This window comes from Bacillus sp. AK031 (assembly GCF_053903065.1).
The window spans coordinates 2,848,920-2,868,930 of record NZ_CP096424.1 but is presented as its reverse complement, the minus strand read 5'-3'; the positions used below and the strand labels follow the sequence as shown (position 1 = coordinate 2,868,930).

Here is a 20,011-nt window from a genome sequence, read left to right as displayed (position 1 = left end):
TTACGCAGTACACAAAAGAGGAGGAATACAACATGGCAAACAACAATGAAGCAGTATTAGACGTAAGAGACGTACCAAAAGCGGGGCAATGGCTTACGCTGAGCTTACAGCACTTATTCGCGATGTTCGGGGCTACGGTACTTGTACCGTTCCTGGTAGAATTAAGCCCGGCAGTCGCCCTTATTTCAAGCGGACTGGGAACGCTTGCTTATCTTCTTATCACCAGAGGGAGAATTCCTGCCTACCTGGGTTCATCCTTCGCATTCATCGCACCGATCATTGCAGCGAAAACAGTAGGCGGACCAGCGGCTGCGATGATGGGAAGTTTCCTTGCAGGTCTGGTATACGGACTTGTCGCCCTATTAATCTCTCAATTTGGTTTGAAATGGCTATTGAAAATCCTGCCGCCGATTGTTGTCGGACCGGTCATAATGGTTATCGGACTGGGGCTGGCAGGCACTGCAGTCGATATGGCCATGTATGAGAATCCAGGAGCCACAGAACTTATCTACAGCAATACACACTTTATGGTTGCCTTAGCCACTTTGGCCATCACAGTACTTGGATCGATTTTCTTCAGAGGATTCCTTGGTTTGGTTCCGATTCTTGCAGGGATTGTAGGCGGTTATGTGATTGCTTACTTTGCCGGCATAGTTGATTTGACTCCTGTGAAAAATGCACCTTGGCTACAGATGCCGGACTTTTTCATACCTTTTGTCAACTACACACCATCATTTTCATGGGAAGTATTCATAATCATGGTACCTGTAGCAGTCGTCACATTAGCTGAACACACTGGGGACCAAATGGTTTTAAGTAAAGTTGCAGGCAAGAATTTCATCAAGGAGCCCGGCCTTCACCGCTCGATACTGGGTGATGGGGTTGCAACAATCATAGCTTCCTTCCTTGGAGGTCCTCCTAATACAACTTACGGCGAAAATATCGGTGTTCTCGCGATTACAAGGGTATTCAGTGTTTTCGTTATCGGCGGGGCTGCAGTAATTGCCATCGCCTTTGGATTCATCGGGAAAATCACTGCTTTAATCGGCACGATCCCAACAGCCGTAATGGGAGGCGTCTCCATCCTGTTGTTCGGTATCATCGCTTCAAGCGGATTGCGTATGCTGATTGACAATAAGATCGACCTTGGCAAAAAACGCAACCTGATCATTTCCTCAGTCATCCTGGTAATCGGAGTCGGCGGTGCATTCATTCAAATCACCGAAGAGCTTGCTCTGTCAGGAATGGCACTGGCTGCGATCGTCGGTGTAGTGCTCAACCTGGTACTGCCGGGGCAGGAACCTGTCGATGAAGATGAGATGTTCAGAGATTTAAATGCAGAAAACTAAATAGATACACCTTTTAATAGAGGTCCAGAGAGGCTTAGAAGGGTGTTTGAAATTTGCAGGGATGTATGTGCTATAGGGGTACATGCTGGTCTTTGCGAACAAAAAACACCCTGGCTGAAGCCCGGGTGTTTTTTTACATAATTGAAAGTATTGGGAGGTTGAATGATGAAACACTTGTTAACGATGGCAGAACTGACCGTAGAAGAAATAGAGGAAATAGTGGCTCAGGCTGAAAGGTTTAAACAGGGTGAAATTTGGCTTCCTGAAAAAAAATACTATACAGCAAACCTGTTTTTCGAAAACAGTACAAGGACGAAATGCAGCTTTGAAATGGCAGAAAGGAAACTGGGGCTGGATGTGATCCCTTTTGAAACCAATACTTCAAGCGTTACGAAGGGAGAAACATTGTATGACACGGTCAAAACACTTGAATCTATCGGTGTGGATGCAGTTGTCATCAGACATGAAACCGATCGTTATTTCGATGAGCTCATCGAAAACGTTAATATTCCGATCTTGAATGGCGGTGACGGCTGCGGAAATCATCCCACACAATGCTTGCTGGATCTTATGACAATAAACGAAGAGTTTGGATCATTTAAGGGTTTGAAAGTGAGTATTATCGGTGATATTTCACACAGCAGGGTGGCACGGTCAAATGCAGAAGCCTTAAAGAAACTGGGGGCAGAAGTGAAGTTTTCGGGACCGCCTGAATGGTTTCCAACCGAGTTTTTAGAAAATGAAAGTTACCTGACAGTGGATGAAGCGGTCCAATCGGCTGATGTGGTCATGCTCCTGAGAGTTCAGCATGAAAGGCATGGCAGCACTTCGACATTAACAAAAGAACAGTATCATGCTGAGTTTGGACTGACACTGGAAAGAGCGGAAATGATGAAAGAACAGAGCATCATTATGCATCCGGCACCAGTAAACAGGGATGTTGAAATAGCAAGTGAGTTGGTTGAATGCAGGAAATCCCGGATTTTTAAGCAAATGGAAAATGGAGTATACGTCAGAATGGCAGTTTTGAAAAGAGCATTAGAAAACCGAGGGGGAGAATAGTATGGCGACTATTATTAAGAATGCACAGATGATTGATGAAAATGGCAATCTCACAAAAAGAGATTTGAAGATAAACGGTCGATATATAGAAGAAATAGGGGAGAACCTTCAAGATCAGGGAACAGAAATCTTTGAAGCTGAAGGATTGCTGCTGGTACCTGGATTTGTGGATTTGCATGTCCATCTGCGTGAACCGGGCGGTGAAAAGAAAGAGACGATCGAGACAGGTACAAGAGCAGCTGCAAAAGGCGGTTTTACAACGATTGCAGCAATGCCTAACACAAGACCTGTACCGGATGATACAGAAACTCTTCAATGGCTCAATAACAGAATCAAAGAGACAGGGACAGTAAGAGTACTTCCTTACGCGTCGATCACGGAAAGACAGGCTGGGAAGAACCTGACGGACTTTGAAGCATTAAAAGAAGCAGGCGCATTTGCCTTCACGGATGACGGCGTCGGCGTGCAGGAAGCAGGCAAAATGTTTGAAGCCATGAAAGCTGCAGCCGCAATTGATAAAGCGATCGTAGCTCACTGTGAAGATAATTCTCTCATCTATGGGGGGGCTGTCCATGACGGCAGGTTCGCAAAAGAAACGGGCATTAAAGGAATCCCGTCTATCTGTGAATCTGTTCAGATTGCCAGGGATGTACTGCTTGCTGAAGCAGCGGGCTGCCATTACCACGTCTGCCATATCAGTACAAAAGAGTCGGTGAGAGTTGTCAGAGATGCCAAGCAAGCTGGAATCAGGGTGACGGCAGAGGTCACGCCACATCACCTTCTGCTCACAGAAGATGATATCCCTGGAGACGATGCAAATTACAAGATGAACCCTCCGCTCAGAAGCAAGGCGGATCGCGAGGCACTTCTCGAGGGTCTGCTTGACGGAACAATCGATTTTATCGCTACTGATCATGCACCGCATACAGCCCAAGAAAAATCAGAAGGAATTGCACTGGCACCATTTGGGATTGTCGGATTGGAAACAGCCTTTCCGCTGATGTATACGAATCTGGTTGAAAAAGAAATCATTTCTTTGAAACAGCTGGTTGACTGGATGACTGAAGCACCATCAAAGACCTTTAACCTTCCTTATGGAACTTTGGAAGCCGGCAAGCTCGCAGACATAACGTTAGTAGATTTAGATGGAACAAATGCAATCGATCCTGAACGTTTCTTATCCAAAGGAAAAAATACCCCGTTTGCCGGATGGGAATGCAAAGGATGGCCCAAAGCAACATTTTCAGAAGGAACTCTAGTTTGGAAGGATGGCGAAGAATAAGATGAAAAGACAATTGATACTAGATGACGGTACAGTTTTTACAGGTGAAGGTTTTGGAGCAGATACAAATTCTACGGGTGAAGTAGTCTTCAATACAGGAATGACTGGTTACCAGGAAATCTTATCAGATCCTTCCTACTGTGGACAGATCATTACCTTGACTTATCCATTGATTGGAAACTACGGAATCAATCGTGATGACTTTGAATCGATTTCTCCTGCTATCAAGGGGTTCATTGTAAGAGAAGAAGCGGACTTTCCATCCAACTGGCGAAGCGAAGACACATTGGACGGATTGTTGAAAGCCAAAGGAATCCCGGGGCTGTCCGGGATCGATACAAGAATGCTGACAAAGAAAATCAGGGAGCGGGGGACGATGAAAGGAATGATCTGCTCAGTTGAAGTTGATAAGGAAGAGATCCTTCATAAACTGAAAGCGACAGAACTTCCGTCCGACCAGGTTAAGCAGGTTTCAACGAAAACAGCTTATCCAAGCCCTGGCAGGGGATTCAGGGTCGTGCTTGTAGATTTCGGTATGAAGCATGGTATTCTGAGAGAACTCAACAAGAGAGATTGCGACGTGATTGTTGTACCTTATAATACAACAGCACAGGAAATCCGGGCACTGAACCCGGATGGCATCATGCTTTCAAACGGGCCGGGAGACCCAAAAGATGTGCCGGAAGCCATCGAAATGATAAATGAAATTCTAGGCAAGATTCCTTTGTTTGGCATCTGCCTTGGACACCAGCTGTTTGCTCTTGCCGGTGGAGGAGATACATTCAAGATGAAGTTCGGCCATCGCGGATCTAACCATCCGGTAAAAGATCTTGCAACTGGCAAGATTGCCTTGACTTCACAGAACCACGGGTATTCAGTTGATGCTGATTCTTTGAAAGAAACGCGACTGGAAGCCACTCATATCGGATTGAATGACGGCACCATTGAAGGATTGAAACATTTGGACCTGCCGGCGTTCACTGTTCAATATCATCCAGAGGCTTCACCTGGACCAGAAGACGCAAATGCACTATTTGATCAATTCATGACAATGATGGAAGCGGAAAAGAGAAAGGAGATTTCACATGCCTAAACGTACAGATATCAAAACCATCCTAGTAATCGGAAGCGGCCCGATCGTCATCGGCCAGGCAGCAGAATTTGACTATGCAGGAACTCAAGCATGTATTGCACTAAAAGAGGAAGGCTACAAAGTTATTCTCGTTAACTCCAATCCGGCTACAATCATGACAGACAGTGAAATTGCCGACAAAGTATATATTGAACCGCTGACATTGGAATTCGTCAGCAGAATCATCCGTAAAGAACGTCCTGATGCCCTGCTTCCTACTCTTGGTGGCCAGACAGGTTTGAACATGGCGGTTGAACTGGCAAACGCGGGTGTTCTTGAAGAATGTAATGTAGAAATCCTTGGAACAAAGCTATCAGCAATTGAACAGGCTGAAGACCGTGACCTTTTCCGGAAATTGATGAACGAGTTGAACGAACCGGTACCCCAAAGCGAAATCATCCGGACAGTTGAAGAAGCTTATAAGTTTGTTGAAGAAGTAGGATACCCGGTGATCGTCCGTCCAGCGTATACGCTTGGAGGGACCGGCGGAGGGATCTGCCATAACCGTGAAGAGCTTATTGAAATTGTCAGCAGCGGATTAAAGTACAGCCCGGTTACACAATGTCTCCTGGAAAAGAGCATTGCCGGTTTCAAGGAAATCGAGTATGAAGTGATGCGAGACAGCAACGACAGTGCCATTGTTGTATGTAACATGGAGAACTTTGATCCTGTCGGAATCCATACTGGTGACTCGATCGTAGTGGCACCAAGCCAGACTTTAAGTGACAGAGAATATCAGATGCTGAGAAACTGCTCACTGAAAATCATTCGTGCTTTAGGGATCGAAGGGGGCTGTAACGTTCAGCTTGCTCTTGATCCGGACAGCTTCCAGTATTACATCATTGAGGTTAACCCGCGGGTAAGCCGTTCTTCAGCCCTTGCATCAAAAGCGACAGGGTATCCGATCGCCAAACTTGCGGCAAAGATTGCCGTTGGGTTGAATCTCGATGAAATGATGAACCCGGTAACAGGTAAAACCTATGCAAGCTTTGAGCCTGCGCTAGATTATATCGTTTCCAAAATTCCGCGCTGGCCATTCGATAAGTTTGAATCAGCGAAAAGAAATCTCGGAACACAAATGAAAGCAACAGGGGAAGTAATGGCAATCGGAAGAACCTTCGAAGAATCCATGCTGAAAGCAGTCCGCTCGCTCGAGAGCAATGTGTATCACCTGGAGCTTGAGGATGCAGAGAATATCGACGATTCTTTAATTGAAAAGCGCATCAGAAAAGCCGGAGACGAAAGACTCTTCTATATCGGAGAAGCGCTCCGCAGAGGGGTAACAATCGATACAATCCATGATTGGAGCAAAATTGATCTCTTCTTCCTTCATAAATTAAAGAAAATCGTGGACTTTGAAACAGAAGTTGCTGCATCTCCATTCAACAAAGAAATTGCAACTAAAGCAAAAAGAATGGGCTTTGCAGATATCACTTTAGCAAAGTTATGGACTGCCACAGAAAAGCAGGTATATGACTGGAGAAAAGAGCAGGAACTCATTCCGGTATATAAAATGGTCGATACGTGTGCAGCAGAGTTTGAATCAGCAACTCCTTACTTCTACGGAACATACGAAAGAGAAAATGAATCGGTGGTAACAAGCAAGAAAAGTGTAGTCGTGCTTGGTTCAGGCCCTATTAGGATCGGCCAAGGTGTCGAGTTTGATTACGCGACAGTCCATTCAGTCTGGGCTATCAAAGAGGCGGGTTATGAAGCAATCATTGTAAACAATAACCCTGAAACCGTTTCTACCGACTTCAGTATCTCTGACAAGCTTTACTTCGAGCCGTTGACTATCGAAGATGTTATGCACATCATCGATCTTGAACAACCAGAGGGTGTCGTCGTGCAATTCGGAGGACAGACAGCGATAAACCTTGCAGCACAACTAGTAGAGAGAGGCGTCAAAATTCTTGGAACTTCCCTTGAAGACCTCGATCGTGCAGAGAATAGGGATAAGTTTGAATACACATTGAAAGCACTTGGAGTGCCACAGCCTGAAGGGAAAACAGCGGTAACAGTAGAAGGTGCAGTTGAAATCGCGAAATCAATCGGTTATCCGGTCCTCGTACGCCCATCCTATGTACTTGGCGGCCGGGCAATGGAAATCGTCTACGGTGAAGGCGAGCTGCTGCAATATATGAAGAATGCGGTAAAAGTAAACCCTGAACATCCAGTCTTGATCGACCGTTACTTAATAGGAAAAGAGATTGAAGTTGATGCGATCTCTGATGGAAAGGATGTTGTGATTCCGGGAATCATGGAGCATATCGAAAGGGCCGGTGTCCATTCTGGCGACTCGATTGCCGTGTATCCGCCGCAGCAGCTGACAAAGGACCAGAAAGACAGAATAATAGAATATACAACAAAACTTGCCAAAGGATTGAACATCATCGGGTTGTTGAATATCCAGTATGTCATCAGCAAGGATGAAGTATATGTACTGGAAGTAAATCCGCGTTCCAGCCGAACGGTGCCATTCCTAAGTAAAATAACGAATGTACCGATGGCTAACCTTGCAACCAAAGTAATTCTGGGAACTTCACTTGAAGAGATGGGATATAAGTCAGGATTGGTTCCTGAAAAACAAGGTGTATATGTCAAAGTCCCGGTCTTCTCTTTTGCCAAACTGCGCAGAGTCGATATCACCCTCGGACCTGAAATGAAGTCCACAGGTGAAGTGATGGGGAAAGACCAGACCTTGGAAAAAGCCCTTTATAAAGGGATTGTTGCTGCAGGAATGCAGATGAAAGAATATGGATCTGTCCTGCTGACAGTGGCCGATAAAGATAAAGAAGAAGCAATCGGCCTGGCGAAGAGGTTTGTGAACATCGGTTATCAGATCATTGCTACGAAAGGTACAGCTGATGTATTGAGAACAGAAAACATTCCAGTGAAAGAAGTGGACAAAATCGGTTCGGAAGGCCCTACTCTTCTGGATGTCATTCAAAGCGGTGAAACCCAGCTCGTTATCAACACGCTGACCAAAGGCAAACAGCCTCAGAGAGACGGGTTCAGAATTCGAAGAGAATCGGTGGAGAATGGCATTCCTTGCTTGACATCACTGGATACGGCTGAAGCGATTTTAAGAGTTTTTGAATCTATGACATTCTCTGCAGAAGCGATGGAAGGGGCAGAAAAAATCCAAGAGGCGGTACTGCTATGATCAAAAAAGATCTCATGAGAATCATTTCCAACGAAGAAATTGCCGACAATATTTTCAAAATGGTTTTGTCTGGAGATCTTGTTCAAGAGTTAAAGGAACCAGGTCAATTCCTTCACTTTAAAATAGGCTCAGGAGTAGATCCGCTCCTGCGCCGCCCAATCAGTATTGCGGAAATCAACAAAGAGAAGGGCAGTCTGACTGTGATTTACCGTGCAGAAGGAAAAGGTACGAAAATTCTGTCTTCAGCCCGCTCCGGTGAAAAAGTGGATGTACTCGGTCCCTTAGGGAAAGGATTTCCCATCCACAGTGAAGATACAGGGAAGACAGCATTGCTTGTAGGCGGCGGCATCGGTGTACCGCCTCTTTATGAGCTTTCAAAACAACTTGTTGAAACGGGTCTGAAAGTCATCCATGTGCTCGGCTTCCAAAATAGCGGGGCTGCATTCTATGAAGGCGAGTTTTCTGAACTTGGACCGACTTATATTGCTACAGTAGACGGATCACACGGCACAAAAGGGTATGTAACGGATGTCATCCAACAAAAGGGAATTGAATTTGACCTGTTCTATTCCTGCGGACCAAAAGCAATGCTTGCGGCACTGAGTAATTCTTATGGAGATCACAAAGGATATATCTCCCTGGAAGAACGAATGGGCTGCGGCATTGGAGCATGCTTTGCCTGTGTCTGCCAAAAAGCTGTAAATGACGGTGGAAAAGACTATGTGAAAATCTGCAGTGACGGACCAGTATTTCCAGTGGGGGTGGTACAGTTATGAATAAGCTGAAGATTGAACTTCCGGGCTTAAGCTTGAAAAATCCAATAATGCCTGCATCGGGCTGCTTCGGATTCGGGAAAGAATTTGCAGACCTCTATGATTTAAGCCAGCTGGGTGCGATTATGATCAAAGCGACCACCCTGGATACACGCTATGGAAATCCGACACCTCGTGTTGCAGAAACTTCCTCTGGAATGCTGAATGCCATTGGGCTGCAAAACCCTGGTCTCGAGAAAGTCATGACGGAGGAACTTCCGTGGTTGGAAAAATATGATGTGCCGATTATTGCAAATGTGGCCGGTTCGCAAACAGAGGATTATGTGGAAGTGGCTGAAACCATTTCAAAAGCTCCAAATGTAAAAGCCTTGGAACTGAATATTTCCTGCCCGAATGTCAAAACCGGAGGGATCGCTTTCGGTACAGTACCGGAAATTGCGAAAGAACTGACAAAGAAAGTGAAAGCAGTTTCCTCTGTTCCTGTATATGTGAAACTTTCCCCGAATGTAGCCAGCATCGTAGAAATGGCGAAAGCGGTGGAAGATGGCGGTGCAGACGGACTGACGATGATCAATACTTTGATCGGCATGAGAATTGATACGAAAACAGGGAAGCCGGTCATTGCCAATGGCACAGGCGGGTTATCAGGCCCTGCCATCAAGCCTGTCAGCATCCGGATGATTTATGAAGTAAGCCAGCAAGTAAATATCCCGATTATCGGGATGGGCGGCATTCAAACGGTTGATGACATCATTGAATATCTTTATGCCGGTGCAAGTGCGATTGCAGTAGGGACAGCCAATTTCGTTGATCCGTTTATATGTCCGGAGTTAATCCAAGGGTTGAATGAAAGACTGGAGGAAATGGGAGTAGACCACATTTCTGAACTGATCGGAAGGAGCTGGGGGAAACATGGAGAAACAACCGTTAGTCGCACTTGATTTTCCTGACTGGAAAACGAGCAAGAAATTCTTGGAGAGATTTGATACTCCGCTCTTTGTAAAAGTCGGAATGGAGCTCTATCTGCAAAATGGTCCGGTGATCATTGAGGAATTAAAGAAAATGAATCATCGTGTTTTCCTTGATTTAAAGCTCCATGATATCCCGAATACAGTCGGGCAGGCAATGAAGGGCCTTGCCCAGCTGGAAATCGATTTAATCAATGTCCATGCTGCCGGTGGTATGCCCATGATGGAAAGAGCCTCGGAAGGTTTAGAGCAGGGTACTCCTTCAGGAAAAAAAAGACCCATGCTGATTGCCGTTACCCAGCTCACTTCAACATCAGAAGAGCGGATGCAGCGTGATCAGCTGATCTCTCTTCCATTAATAGAATCTGTCCTCCATTATGCGAGAATCAGCAAGGAAGCAGGACTGGATGGAGTCGTTTGTTCTCCGCATGAAGCGTCCGCCATCAGAGATGCATGCGGAGAGGAATTTTTGAGAGTAACTCCTGGTATTCGCCTTAAGGGCGATGCCGCTCAAGATCAAAAGCGGATTTCTTCACCATCTGAGGCCAGAGCCCTTGGTTCCTCTGCCATTGTGGTAGGGAGAAGCATCACAGCTGCAGAAGATCCGGCAGAAGCCTATAGAAGAGTCAAAACAGAGTGGGAGGGGCAAGCATGAAAAAAGAAATTGCACAGGAATTATTAAATATTGAAGCAGTATTTTTGAAACCAAATGATCCATTTACTTGGTCTTCAGGTTTAAAATCACCGATTTACTGTGATAACCGCTTGACGATTTCCTTCCCTGCAGTAAGAAATATGATTGCTGAAGGGATTGCTGAGAACATCAAAAATCACTTTCCGGACGCAGAAATGATTGCAGGAACTGCGACAGCCGGCATTCCTCATGCAGCTTGGGTTAGTGACCGACTTAACCTGCCGATGTGCTATGTAAGGTCGAAGCCAAAAGCGCATGGAAAAGGGAGCCAGATTGAAGGAAAGGTAAGGGCTGGGCAAAAGGTTGTCGTTGTAGAAGATCTTATTTCAACAGGTGGCAGCTGTATCTCGGCTGTGAAGGCATTAAGAGAAGAAGGTTGTGAAGTCCTGGGAGTCGCCGCTATCTTTACATATGAGCTGCAGAGCGGGATTGATAAACTAGCGGAAGCGGATATCAAGGCAGTGTCACTTTCTGACTATTCAGCGTTACTGGAAGCAGCACATGAGAATAAATACATCGAAGAACAAGACTTGGAAGCGTTGAAAAGCTGGAGAGAAGATCCGGAAGAATGGGGAGCATAATAAGGAATTATTTAAGCGGGCATATAAGAATGCCCGCTTTTTAATTTGGCTAAAAAAAGAAGCAACGTCATTCGATGCTTCTTTCAAAAACTATTCTTTTTTCATCGATCGAACCGAATCGATACTTGGAGTCGTATAGACTGTCTGCTGCTCATCATAAGTAACAAAACCTGGTTTGGCGCCCTTTGGTTTTTTAACATTTTTCACCTTGGTGAAATCAACCGGCACAGAACCGGACTCTCTTGCTTTGCTGAAATAGGCTGCCAATACTGCGGCTTCTTTGATCGTTTCCTCTGCTGGGTCTTTACTGCGGATGACCACATGTGAACCGGGGATATCTTTTGTATGCAGCCATATTTCATCTTTGCCGGCCAGTTTATTTGTCAGATAGTCATTTTGTTTGTTGTTCTTTCCGACGAGAATGGCTGTACCGTCACTTGATACATAGGCTTCAAGCTGCGGCTTGTCATTGCTTTTCTTTTTCTTCTTCTCACTTTTGGCTCTGATATACCCTTCTTCGGCAAGTTCTTCACGAATTTCAAGGATATCCTTAGGTGAAGCCGATTCCAGCTGCTGCAGCAATTGTTCCAGATAGATGATTTCCTCTTTCGCTTTTCCGATTTGCTCTTGAACAATTCTGATGGCCGTTTTCGCTTTTGAATACTTTGAGAAGTATTGTTGGGCATTTTCAGAAGGTGTCTTCCTTATATCCAGTTCAATTTTGACTGTTCCGCCTTCTTCGTCGTAGTAATTCATCACTTCAATCTCACTCATGCCTCTTTCCACTGCATAAAGGTTGGCGGTAAGCAGTTCACCATAGAGCTGGTAGGTATCCGCATTCTCGGCATCTTTTAAGGTTTTTTCCAGTTTCACTATTTTTCCCTGATTTTTTTCGAGTTCGTTCTTAAGAAGCCGCTCAAGGTCATTTCCCTGCTGTTTGACCCGGTCTCTTTCGGCTTTCTGGTGGAAATAACGGTCAAGCAGTTCACTTAGATTTGGGAAGTGTGTGTGCTCCCCTTCGATATGCTGAAGGTCCAGGAAGTAAAAGATCTCTTTCGTTGACCGGATCAATGTTGGCTGGTAATTCTGCTTCTTTACAGAATCAAGGATGCTGAGCAGTGCACTTGGCAAACTGTTCCGGTTGGCAAGTCCTGCTCTGTAAACAGCCTCTTTGGCAAACAGGGGAGAGACCCCGGAAAAGGCGCCGACAATTTGTTTGTCCAGCTTTCCGCTGTTGAAGTCGATCGCCTTCAGGATATCATCCTGTTCCGCCTGCAGAGGATTTTTCTTATCCTGAGGAGGTGGAAATTTGTATTCCTGTCCCGGCAGCACAGTACGATAACTATTAATCGAAGGTGGAATATGTTTGATGGAATCCAGGATCATGTTCCTGTTTTTATCGACAATTACAATATTGCTGTGGCGGCCCATAATTTCTATGATCAGCTGCTTATAGGAAACATCCCCGATTTCGCTGCGCCCTTTGATTTCAAAAATAATGATGCGGTCAACTTCTTTTTGATAAACATCCTCTATGATATAGCCCTCTAGGTGCTTTCTCAGCAGCATGCAGAACATGGGCGGTACAGAAGGGTTTTCATAGCTCTGGGAAGTCAGCTGTGCACGCGCATAACTTGGATGGGCAGATAAGAGAAGCTTATGGTTCTTCCCCTGTGATCTCACGATTAAAATAACTTCATTTTTATAAGGCTGATGAATCTTATTGATTCGTCCGCCCTTTAATATACCGCCAAGCTCTTCCGTCATGGCTTTTGTAAATAATCCGTCGAATGACATTTTCTTACATCCTCTTCTATGGTTAATTGTGGTCTAAATGTAGTTTGTGGAAGTCCTGTTCATTACAGTTACACATTTGGTATTTATTTAAGTCTCTGTTCTAAAAGATTGTTGCTATAAGAAAGGTGGGAGTAGTGATTTCCGCTCCAGGCGTGGACTCCGCGGGGCGTGCGGTGAGCCTCCTCGGCTTCGCCTGCGGGGTCTCACCTGTCACGCTAATCCCGCAGGAGGTCGCACACCTTCCGCTCCAATCAATTTTGTTTTCCACTAAAACAGAATAAGTTTTTGTAATCAATATACTAGATAGTTCCCGTAATAGGAGTATAAATATTAAATCAATTAGCAGAAGGGAGATAAGGGTTATTCTTGAAACTTTTAAATGGATAGGAGGTATCCCCCTTTGGAAAATTGATTTAAAAGCTTTCTAAATAACTCGAGTTAGATTCAATGGTCTCACTGTCTAACGTAATACTTGTCTCCCTATGATAAGTCAGTCCAACGTATTCAAATAGGTCCATATCTCAAAAAGACATCTAAAATAAACAAAACTCTATGATGAATCACAATATTTCATCTTCCTATAAGAATCATATCATTTTTTGGGACGAGTCTGAATAATAATGCTGTGAGAGGTGAACTTTTCGGATAATAAATGGGAGAGTGAGTTGGTTGGATGAAATACCATGAGATGCGGCAGGACGATATAGAAAAAACGGTTAATACTGACTTTACAAACGGACTTGCTGAAGACGAAGTAAAGGCACGGAGAAAGCAGTTCGGCTGGAATGAACTGCAGGAAGCAGAGAAACAATCTGCTTTATTGTTGTTTTTTAGTCAATTCAAAGACTTTATGGTGATTGTATTGCTGGCGGCAACCCTAATATCTGGGCTGTTGGGAGAATACATTGATGCCATTGCAATTATTGCGATTGTATTGATTAACGGTTTTCTTGGGTTTTTCCAGGAAAGAAAAGCCGAGAAATCATTACATGCACTAAAGGAGCTCTCTGCACCGCAAATCAATGTTTTGCGGGAAGGAAATTGGACAAAGGTCCCATCTAAAGATGTGGTTCCCGGGGATATCATTAAATTTTCGAGTGGAGACCGGATCGGAGCAGATGTCAGGCTCATCACGGTCAATAATTTAGAAATTGAAGAGTCCGCACTTACAGGGGAATCCGTTCCAGTAAGCAAAAGAACAGGAGAAATCGAGGGTGAGAATGTCAACCTGGGCGACCTGGAAAACATGGCCTTCATGGGTACGATGGTGACGAGAGGCAACGGAATCGGGGTAGTGACGGCAACGGGAATGCAGACGGCGATGGGGAAAATTGCCGACATGATTCAAAAAGCTGAAACGATGACAACTCCGCTTCAGAGAAGACTGGAGCAGCTCGGAAAGATTTTGATTACTGTTGCATTGGTTCTTACCGCCTTGGTTGTAGGCATCGGTGTCATCCAGGGACATGATATGTACACGATGTTTCTTGCAGGTGTTTCATTGGCGGTAGCTGCAATACCTGAAGGACTTCCGGCAATTGTAACGGTAGCCCTTTCATTGGGCGTACAGAGAATGATCAGGAGAAAGGCGATTGTCAGGAAACTTCCTGCTGTAGAGACATTGGGATGTGCATCTGTCATCTGTTCAGATAAAACAGGAACATTAACACAGAATAAAATGACCGTGACCCACTTGTGGAGCGGAGGGAATACATGGACAGTAAGTGGAACTGGATACGATCCTGAGGGCAGCTTTTACCGGAGTGAAGAAAGAGTAAGCCCAGCATCTGAAAAATCGTTGAACCAGCTGCTGACATTTGGAATGCTTTGCAACAATGCAAAAATCAAAATGAAGGACGATGAGTATATACTTGATGGCGATCCAACGGAAGGGGCTTTGCTTGTTGCCGCCCTTAAAGCTGGAATGCAGCGGGAAGCATTGCTGGGCAAGTTTACAATTGAAAAGGAATTCCCATTTGATTCAACGAGAAAGATGATGAGCATTGTTGTAAGAGACGGAGAGGGCAAACGATTTATTGTTACAAAAGGGGCGCCTGATGTCCTGGTGGATATCAGTGAATCGATCCTGTGGAATGAAAGGATGCAGTATCGAACAAAAGAGTTTACAGAAAAGGTTCAGACGGCGATTCATGAGCTTGCATCCAATGCACTGAGAACAATTGCGATTGCATACGCTCCATGGACTTCCCCGGCTCTTCCAAGCAGCGAAGAGGAAGCTGAGAAAGGCCTCACCTTCATTGGTCTCCAAGGCATGATCGATCCGCCTAGGCCTGAAGTAAAGCAGGCTGTAAAAGAATGCAGACAGGCTGGCATAAAGACAGTCATGATTACAGGCGACCATGTTATCACTGCAAAAGCCATCGCAAAAGACCTGGGAATACTGCGCGGACAGGACCAGGTACTTGAAGGGGCTGCACTGAATTCGATGGAAGTCTCTGACTTGGAAGAAGTGGTTGAAAAAGTTTCTGTATTTGCACGAGTATCGCCTGAACATAAATTAAAAATTGTTAAAGCACTACAAAATCGCGGACATGTAGTCGCGATGACAGGAGACGGGGTAAATGATGCACCAGCCATAAAAGCAGCGGATATCGGAGTGGCAATGGGAATCACAGGGACGGATGTCGCAAAAGAAGCATCATCACTTGTCTTGCTTGACGATAATTTTGCGACAATAAAGTCTGCTATTAATGAAGGAAGAAACATCTACGAAAATATAAGAAAATTCATCCGGTATCTTCTTGCCTCCAATGTTGGTGAGATCCTGGTTATGCTTTTTGCGATGATCCTTGCTCTTCCGCTTCCGCTCGTTCCAATCCAGATCCTTTGGGTCAACCTCGTAACAGATGGTTTGCCGGCAATGGCTCTTGGACTGGATCAACCGGAAGAGGATGTAATGAAGAGAAATCCACGCCATCCGAAAGAAGGTGTATTCGCAAGAGGGTTAGGGTGGAAAGTGGTTTCCAGGGGATTTTTGATAGGAATTTCAACCCTGGCTGCGTTTATGCTTGCTTATAAACAGCATCCTGACCATTTGGCTTATGCTCAAACTGTGGCTTTTGCCACTTTGGTCATGGCCCAGCTTATTCACGTGTTTGACTGCCGAAGCGAGAAATCGGTCTTTGCCAGAAACCCGTTTGGCAATATGTATCTTGTATGGGCTGTCTTGTCATCTTTTCTGCTCATGGTTCTCGTCATTTACCTGCCTGCCCTGCAGCCAATATTCCATACGGTACCAATCGAGCTTAAAGACTGGCTGCTAATTGGAGGAATGAGTGCAGTACCGACGTTTTTGCTTGCGGGATCATTTTTTGCAGGAAAAAAACGCTGAGTTGTGATATAATCCTAAAGGTAGTAGAGTGCATACTCTATTACCTTTTTTATTAGGTTCTTGTAGCTGTTCAAGCAGTTAACAGCAGTTTCAGTCGGACCTGCTGAATAGAGGAGCCTGTTTAAAGTTCATTTCAAGCTGCATAAGCAGAAAGATTGGATGTGACTGTTAATGGTTGTGAGCATGACCGGCTTTGGCAGAGCGAGGCAAGAGTCGGAACAACATGCGGTTACGGTCGAGATGAAATCGGTCAATCACCGGTTCTGCGAGTTGAATATCCGCACACCGAAACAACTGGTCAAATTAGAAGAAAAGCTGAAAAAGATAACGACAGAATACATAAAACGGGGAAAAGTCGATATTTTCCTGACGATAACAGGCGAGGGACTTGTCCGCCGTAAGCTTGTAGTGGACTGGCAGCTCGCTGATGACTATTTAAAAACAATACATATGCTGAAAGATAAATATTCGTTAGATGATAAGATGGACTTGCATGCGGTTTTGCAGAGGTCGGAATTTCTCTCGATAGAAGAAATTGAGGATGAAAATGAAGATCTTGAGCTTCTTGTTGAGCAAGCCTTTGCAGAGGCATTAAAGGAACTGGTCGAAATGAGAAAGCTTGAGGGAGAAAAACTCCGTCAAGACCTTCTATCTCATATAAATCAGTTCAAGAATACCCTGTCTTCCATCCATGCCCATGTCCCCAGTGTGATCCAACAATACAGGACAAGGCTGGAAAGAAAGATCAAAGAACTGGCTGGCAGCACTGTGGATGAGTCAAGAATTCTGACCGAAATAGCGATATTCGCTGATAAAAGTGACATTTCTGAGGAGTTAACGAGGCTTGGAAGCCACTTAGTCCAATTTACCGGGACTCTTGAGCAAACTGGTCCTGTTGGAAGGAAGCTGGATTTCATCATTCAGGAAATGAACAGAGAAGTGAATACGATCGGTTCAAAAGCAAATGATGCACAGATTGCGGCCTTTGTAGTGGAAATGAAAACTTGTTTGGAGAAATTGCGGGAACAGGTTCAAAATATTGAATAATTTGATTAATTTTGGTTTTATTAGGTCAAAATAGACTATTGATTGGAGGAGCATTATGTCTATAAAGCTCATTAATATAGGTTTTGGTAACATTGTATCAGCTAATCGCATCATCTCGATTGTCAGTCCCGAATCTGCACCGATCAAGCGTCTTATACAGGATGCCAGAGATCGCGGAACACTCGTGGATGCCACTTATGGCAGGAGAACGAGAGCAGTTATCATTACGGACAGCGATCATGTCATTTTATCTGCTGTTCAGCCTGAAACCGTTGCGGCTCGTTTGACAGATAAAGATGAGATTTCAGAAGAAGGGCAGGGTAAATAATGAAAGAAAAAGGGTTGCTTATTGTGCTTTCCGGTCCTTCTGGGGTAGGGAAAGGCACAGTACGGAAAGAAATATTCTCTCAAGAAGATACTCAGTTCGAGTATTCCATTTCGATGACGACCCGTCTTCCAAGAGAAGGAGAAGTTGATGGAGTGGATTACTTTTTCAAATCAAGGGAAGAGTTTGAAAGCCTCATTGAACAAGGGAAGCTTTTGGAATATGCCGAATTTGTAGGCAACTATTATGGTACTCCTGAAGATTATGTTCGGGCGACGATAGAAGACGGTAAAGATGTCTTTCTTGAAATAGAGGTTCAGGGCGCTAAACAAATCAGGGATAAGTTCCCTGAAGGCCTGTTTATCTTTCTTGCACCGCCAAGCTTGTCGGAGTTGCAGAACAGAATTACGACGAGAGGAACTGAAACAGAGGATTTAATAGTAAATAGAATGACCACAGCAAGAAAAGAGATAGAAATGATGGACTTATATGATTATGTAGTGGAAAATGATAAAGTGGAGAATGCCACTGAAAAAATCAAATCGATCGTACAGGCAGAACATTGCCGGATAGAACGCGTGAAACAGCGTTACCAAAAAATGTTGGAGGTAGATTGAATGTTAAACCCGTCCATAGATTCTTTAATGAAAAAAATTGACTCTAAATACTCTCTTGTCAGTATCGCTGCAAAGCGTGCGAGAAGCTTGCAGGAAGATGGCAGCTTTATGCTTGATAAATATGTTTCAGAGAAGTATGTAGGAAAAGCGCTGGAAGAAATAGAAACAGGTAAGCTTTCTATGAAAGAAAGAGAAGCGGGAGCAGTATACTCAGACGAGTAAGAGTAAATGCTTTTATTGAGTTAAAGCAGGTTTGCAGAGGGACTGACACCTTAAGGTTTTTCACCTTATGGGTCAGCCCTTATTTTCTTTTTAAGGAGTAATCCTTCATAATATAAGAAGACTGTTTTCTAAAGAGTTGTGGATTTGGCCGGCTTTAATTAATGATTATTTGATTGGAGCGGAAGGCGTGCGACCTCCTGCGGGATTAGCGTGACAGGTGAGACCCCGCAGGCAAAGCCGAGGAGGCTCACCGCACGCCCCGCGGAGTCGCATGCCTGGAGCGGAAATCATTACTAAACCCCTGGTCAATATCCACAATATCCACAATATTCACGAAAACAGCCTATAAGAAAAGAATCCAATCATAATTTCTCAGTGCCCATATAAAAAAATAAAGCAAGTAAGCAAGAAAAGAAATGTCGAAATGAGGGGATTGTATGGTGAAGGGGAAAAACATATTACTCTGTGTAACTGGCGGTATTGCGGTATACAAGGCAGCTGCACTTACAAGCAAACTGGTCCAGGCTGGTGCGCAAGTGAAAGTGATTATGAGTACTTCTGCAAGGCAATTTGTCACACCACTTACATTTCAGGCGTTATCACGTAATGATGTGTATACCGATACATTCGATGAGAAGAATCCGGAGGTCATCGCCCATATTGACCTCGCTGATTGGGCAGACCTTGTTTTGGTGGCTCCGGCTACTGCCAATGTGATCGGAAAGCTGGCTAACGGAATAGGAGATGACATGGTGACGACCACCCTGCTGGCTACGACTGCCCCGGTGTGGATTGCACCAGCCATGAATGTACATATGTATGGGCATCCGGCAGTCCAGAAGAATATATCTGAAATTTATTCCTTTGGTTACCGTTTCATTGAACCGAGTGAAGGGTACCTTGCCTGCGGTTATGTTGGGAAAGGAAGACTGGAGGAACCAGAAAAAATCATTGAACACCTTAATGATTTTTTCGAAATACCTCTTTCTTTGCTTAAGGGAAAAAAAATCATCGTTACAGCCGGTCCGACACGGGAAAAGATTGATCCTGTTCGCTTCTTCAGCAACAGGTCCACAGGAAAAATGGGATTTGCGATTGCTGAGGAAGCTGCCAAGCAGGGAGCGGAAGTCACACTGATTGCCGGCCCTGTATCGCTCTCAAGTCCTCCAGGCGTGAATCTTATCTGTGTGGAAAGTGCAGAAGAAATGTACAATGAGGTATTAAATGAATATGGAACGGCAGATATCGTTATTAAGAGCGCTGCCGTTGCGGATTACAGGCCGAGGACAACGTCAGATAAGAAAATGAAAAAGCAGGACGGCGACCTGGCGATTGAATTTGAAAGGACCAAAGATATCCTCAAAACCTTGGGGGAGAAAAAAAGCGGCCAGCTTCTTGTTGGCTTTGCAGCTGAAACAAATGATGTCGATGAATATGCTTCAGCAAAACTTCAGAAGAAAAATGCGGATATGATCATAGCAAACAATGTCACTGTGGAAGGGGCAGGGTTTGCAGGCGATACAAACATTGTGACGATATTCAAAAGAGATGGTTCAAAACGTGAACTGCCGTTATTATCTAAAGCGGAGACAGCAAAAGAAATCTTGCGCGAAATCCAAAAAATGATGGACAAAGGTTGATAGC

Annotated in this window: 16 protein-coding genes; 15 read left to right on the top strand and 1 reads right to left on the bottom strand. The window is 44.6% G+C overall.

The window, feature by feature from the left end; genetic code table 11:
* The first annotated feature begins 32 nt into the window (after window positions 1-32).
* From M1E09_RS14730 to pyrE, 9 genes are all read left to right on the top strand, one after another.
* A complete protein-coding gene (locus M1E09_RS14730; protein ID WP_456271604.1) occupies window positions 33-1,349 on the top strand; it encodes a solute carrier family 23 protein in 1,317 nt (438 codons plus the stop codon).
* Between the two features lie 165 nt (window positions 1,350-1,514).
* Entirely contained in the window at window positions 1,515-2,411 is an 897-nt protein-coding gene (locus M1E09_RS14725; protein WP_456275003.1) for an aspartate carbamoyltransferase catalytic subunit, read from the top strand.
* Window position 2,412: 1 nt separating this feature from the next.
* Window positions 2,413-3,693, top strand: a complete 1,281-nt coding sequence (locus tag M1E09_RS14720; protein WP_456271603.1) for a dihydroorotase — start codon at window positions 2,413-2,415, stop codon at window positions 3,691-3,693.
* A 1-nt stretch (window position 3,694) separates the two neighbouring features.
* Window positions 3,695-4,786 carry a carbamoyl phosphate synthase small subunit gene (locus M1E09_RS14715; RefSeq protein ID WP_456271602.1) on the top strand — a complete coding sequence of 364 codons (1,092 nt, stop codon included), beginning with the start codon at window positions 3,695-3,697 and terminating at the stop codon, window positions 4,784-4,786.
* The gene (carB, locus tag M1E09_RS14710; RefSeq protein WP_456271601.1) at window positions 4,779-7,991 is read left to right on the top strand and encodes a carbamoyl-phosphate synthase large subunit; all 3,213 of its coding nucleotides are present in this window, start codon (window positions 4,779-4,781) and stop codon (window positions 7,989-7,991) included. Before M1E09_RS14715 ends, carB begins: the two co-directional genes overlap by 8 nt.
* A complete protein-coding gene (locus M1E09_RS14705) occupies window positions 7,988-8,767 on the top strand; it encodes a dihydroorotate dehydrogenase electron transfer subunit (protein ID WP_456271600.1) in 780 nt (259 codons plus the stop codon). Before carB ends, M1E09_RS14705 begins: the two co-directional genes overlap by 4 nt.
* On the top strand, window positions 8,764-9,705 hold the full coding sequence (locus tag M1E09_RS14700; RefSeq protein WP_456271599.1) for a dihydroorotate dehydrogenase: 942 nt from the start codon (window positions 8,764-8,766) through the stop codon (window positions 9,703-9,705). Before M1E09_RS14705 ends, M1E09_RS14700 begins: the two co-directional genes overlap by 4 nt.
* Entirely contained in the window at window positions 9,677-10,387 is a 711-nt protein-coding gene (gene pyrF, locus M1E09_RS14695; protein ID WP_456271598.1) for an orotidine-5'-phosphate decarboxylase, read from the top strand. The genes M1E09_RS14700 and pyrF overlap by 29 nt, the downstream gene beginning before the upstream one ends.
* Window positions 10,384-11,007, top strand: a complete 624-nt coding sequence (gene pyrE, locus M1E09_RS14690) for an orotate phosphoribosyltransferase (RefSeq protein ID WP_456271597.1) — start codon at window positions 10,384-10,386, stop codon at window positions 11,005-11,007. Before pyrF ends, pyrE begins: the two co-directional genes overlap by 4 nt.
* A 90-nt stretch (window positions 11,008-11,097) precedes the next feature.
* On the opposite strand, the gene M1E09_RS14685 is transcribed toward pyrE, so the two are convergent.
* Window positions 11,098-12,804, bottom strand: coding sequence for an Rqc2 family fibronectin-binding protein (locus tag M1E09_RS14685; protein ID WP_456271596.1), 1,707 nt, complete (start codon window positions 12,802-12,804; stop codon window positions 11,098-11,100).
* A 673-nt stretch (window positions 12,805-13,477) separates the two neighbouring features.
* Between M1E09_RS14685 and M1E09_RS14680 the strand changes: the two genes are divergently transcribed.
* The 6 genes from M1E09_RS14680 to coaBC all read left to right on the top strand — a co-directional run bounded on the left by M1E09_RS14680 (window position 13,478) and on the right by coaBC (window position 20,007).
* Window positions 13,478-16,156 carry a calcium-translocating P-type ATPase, SERCA-type gene (locus M1E09_RS14680; protein ID WP_456271595.1) on the top strand — a complete coding sequence of 893 codons (2,679 nt, stop codon included), beginning with the start codon at window positions 13,478-13,480 and terminating at the stop codon, window positions 16,154-16,156.
* A gap of 171 nt (window positions 16,157-16,327) precedes the next feature.
* Window positions 16,328-17,203 (top strand): YicC/YloC family endoribonuclease, encoded by an 876-nt coding sequence (locus tag M1E09_RS14675; RefSeq protein ID WP_456271594.1) that lies wholly within the window; start codon window positions 16,328-16,330, stop codon window positions 17,201-17,203.
* A 55-nt stretch (window positions 17,204-17,258) separates the two neighbouring features.
* Window positions 17,259-17,531, top strand: coding sequence for an extracellular matrix/biofilm regulator RemA (gene remA / locus M1E09_RS14670; RefSeq protein WP_456271593.1), 273 nt, complete (start codon window positions 17,259-17,261; stop codon window positions 17,529-17,531).
* Complete coding sequence (gmk, locus tag M1E09_RS14665) at window positions 17,531-18,145, top strand: guanylate kinase (RefSeq protein ID WP_456271592.1); 615 nt, start codon at window positions 17,531-17,533, stop codon at window positions 18,143-18,145. The genes remA and gmk overlap by 1 nt, the downstream gene beginning before the upstream one ends.
* The gene (rpoZ, locus tag M1E09_RS14660) at window positions 18,146-18,367 is read left to right on the top strand and encodes a DNA-directed RNA polymerase subunit omega (protein ID WP_456271591.1); all 222 of its coding nucleotides are present in this window, start codon (window positions 18,146-18,148) and stop codon (window positions 18,365-18,367) included.
* 437 nt (window positions 18,368-18,804) lie between these two features.
* Window positions 18,805-20,007, top strand: coding sequence for a bifunctional phosphopantothenoylcysteine decarboxylase/phosphopantothenate--cysteine ligase CoaBC (coaBC, locus tag M1E09_RS14655; protein ID WP_456271590.1), 1,203 nt, complete (start codon window positions 18,805-18,807; stop codon window positions 20,005-20,007).
* Window positions 20,008-20,011: the final 4 nt, after the last annotated feature.

What these genes read in the sequence shown, in the direction of transcription:
- M1E09_RS14730 (WP_456271604.1), top strand. Translation starts at nt 33, where the DNA reads ATGGCAAACAACAATGAAGCAGTATTAGACGTAAGAGACGTACCAAAA.
- M1E09_RS14725 (WP_456275003.1), top strand. Translation starts at nt 1,515, where the DNA reads ATGAAACACTTGTTAACGATGGCAGAACTGACCGTAGAAGAAATAGAG.
- M1E09_RS14720 (WP_456271603.1), top strand. Translation starts at nt 2,413, where the DNA reads ATGGCGACTATTATTAAGAATGCACAGATGATTGATGAAAATGGCAAT.
- M1E09_RS14715 (WP_456271602.1), top strand. Translation starts at nt 3,695, where the DNA reads ATGAAAAGACAATTGATACTAGATGACGGTACAGTTTTTACAGGTGAA.
- carB (WP_456271601.1), top strand. Translation starts at nt 4,779, where the DNA reads ATGCCTAAACGTACAGATATCAAAACCATCCTAGTAATCGGAAGCGGC.
- M1E09_RS14705 (WP_456271600.1), top strand. Translation starts at nt 7,988, where the DNA reads ATGATCAAAAAAGATCTCATGAGAATCATTTCCAACGAAGAAATTGCC.
- M1E09_RS14700 (WP_456271599.1), top strand. Translation starts at nt 8,764, where the DNA reads ATGAATAAGCTGAAGATTGAACTTCCGGGCTTAAGCTTGAAAAATCCA.
- pyrF (WP_456271598.1), top strand. Translation starts at nt 9,677, where the DNA reads ATGGAGAAACAACCGTTAGTCGCACTTGATTTTCCTGACTGGAAAACG.
- pyrE (WP_456271597.1), top strand. Translation starts at nt 10,384, where the DNA reads ATGAAAAAAGAAATTGCACAGGAATTATTAAATATTGAAGCAGTATTT.
- M1E09_RS14685 (WP_456271596.1), bottom strand. Translation starts at nt 12,804, where the DNA reads ATGTCATTCGACGGATTATTTACAAAAGCCATGACGGAAGAGCTTGGC.
- M1E09_RS14680 (WP_456271595.1), top strand. Translation starts at nt 13,478, where the DNA reads ATGAAATACCATGAGATGCGGCAGGACGATATAGAAAAAACGGTTAAT.
- M1E09_RS14675 (WP_456271594.1), top strand. Translation starts at nt 16,328, where the DNA reads ATGGTTGTGAGCATGACCGGCTTTGGCAGAGCGAGGCAAGAGTCGGAA.
- remA (WP_456271593.1), top strand. Translation starts at nt 17,259, where the DNA reads ATGTCTATAAAGCTCATTAATATAGGTTTTGGTAACATTGTATCAGCT.
- gmk (WP_456271592.1), top strand. Translation starts at nt 17,531, where the DNA reads ATGAAAGAAAAAGGGTTGCTTATTGTGCTTTCCGGTCCTTCTGGGGTA.
- rpoZ (WP_456271591.1), top strand. Translation starts at nt 18,146, where the DNA reads ATGTTAAACCCGTCCATAGATTCTTTAATGAAAAAAATTGACTCTAAA.
- coaBC (WP_456271590.1), top strand. Translation starts at nt 18,805, where the DNA reads ATGGTGAAGGGGAAAAACATATTACTCTGTGTAACTGGCGGTATTGCG.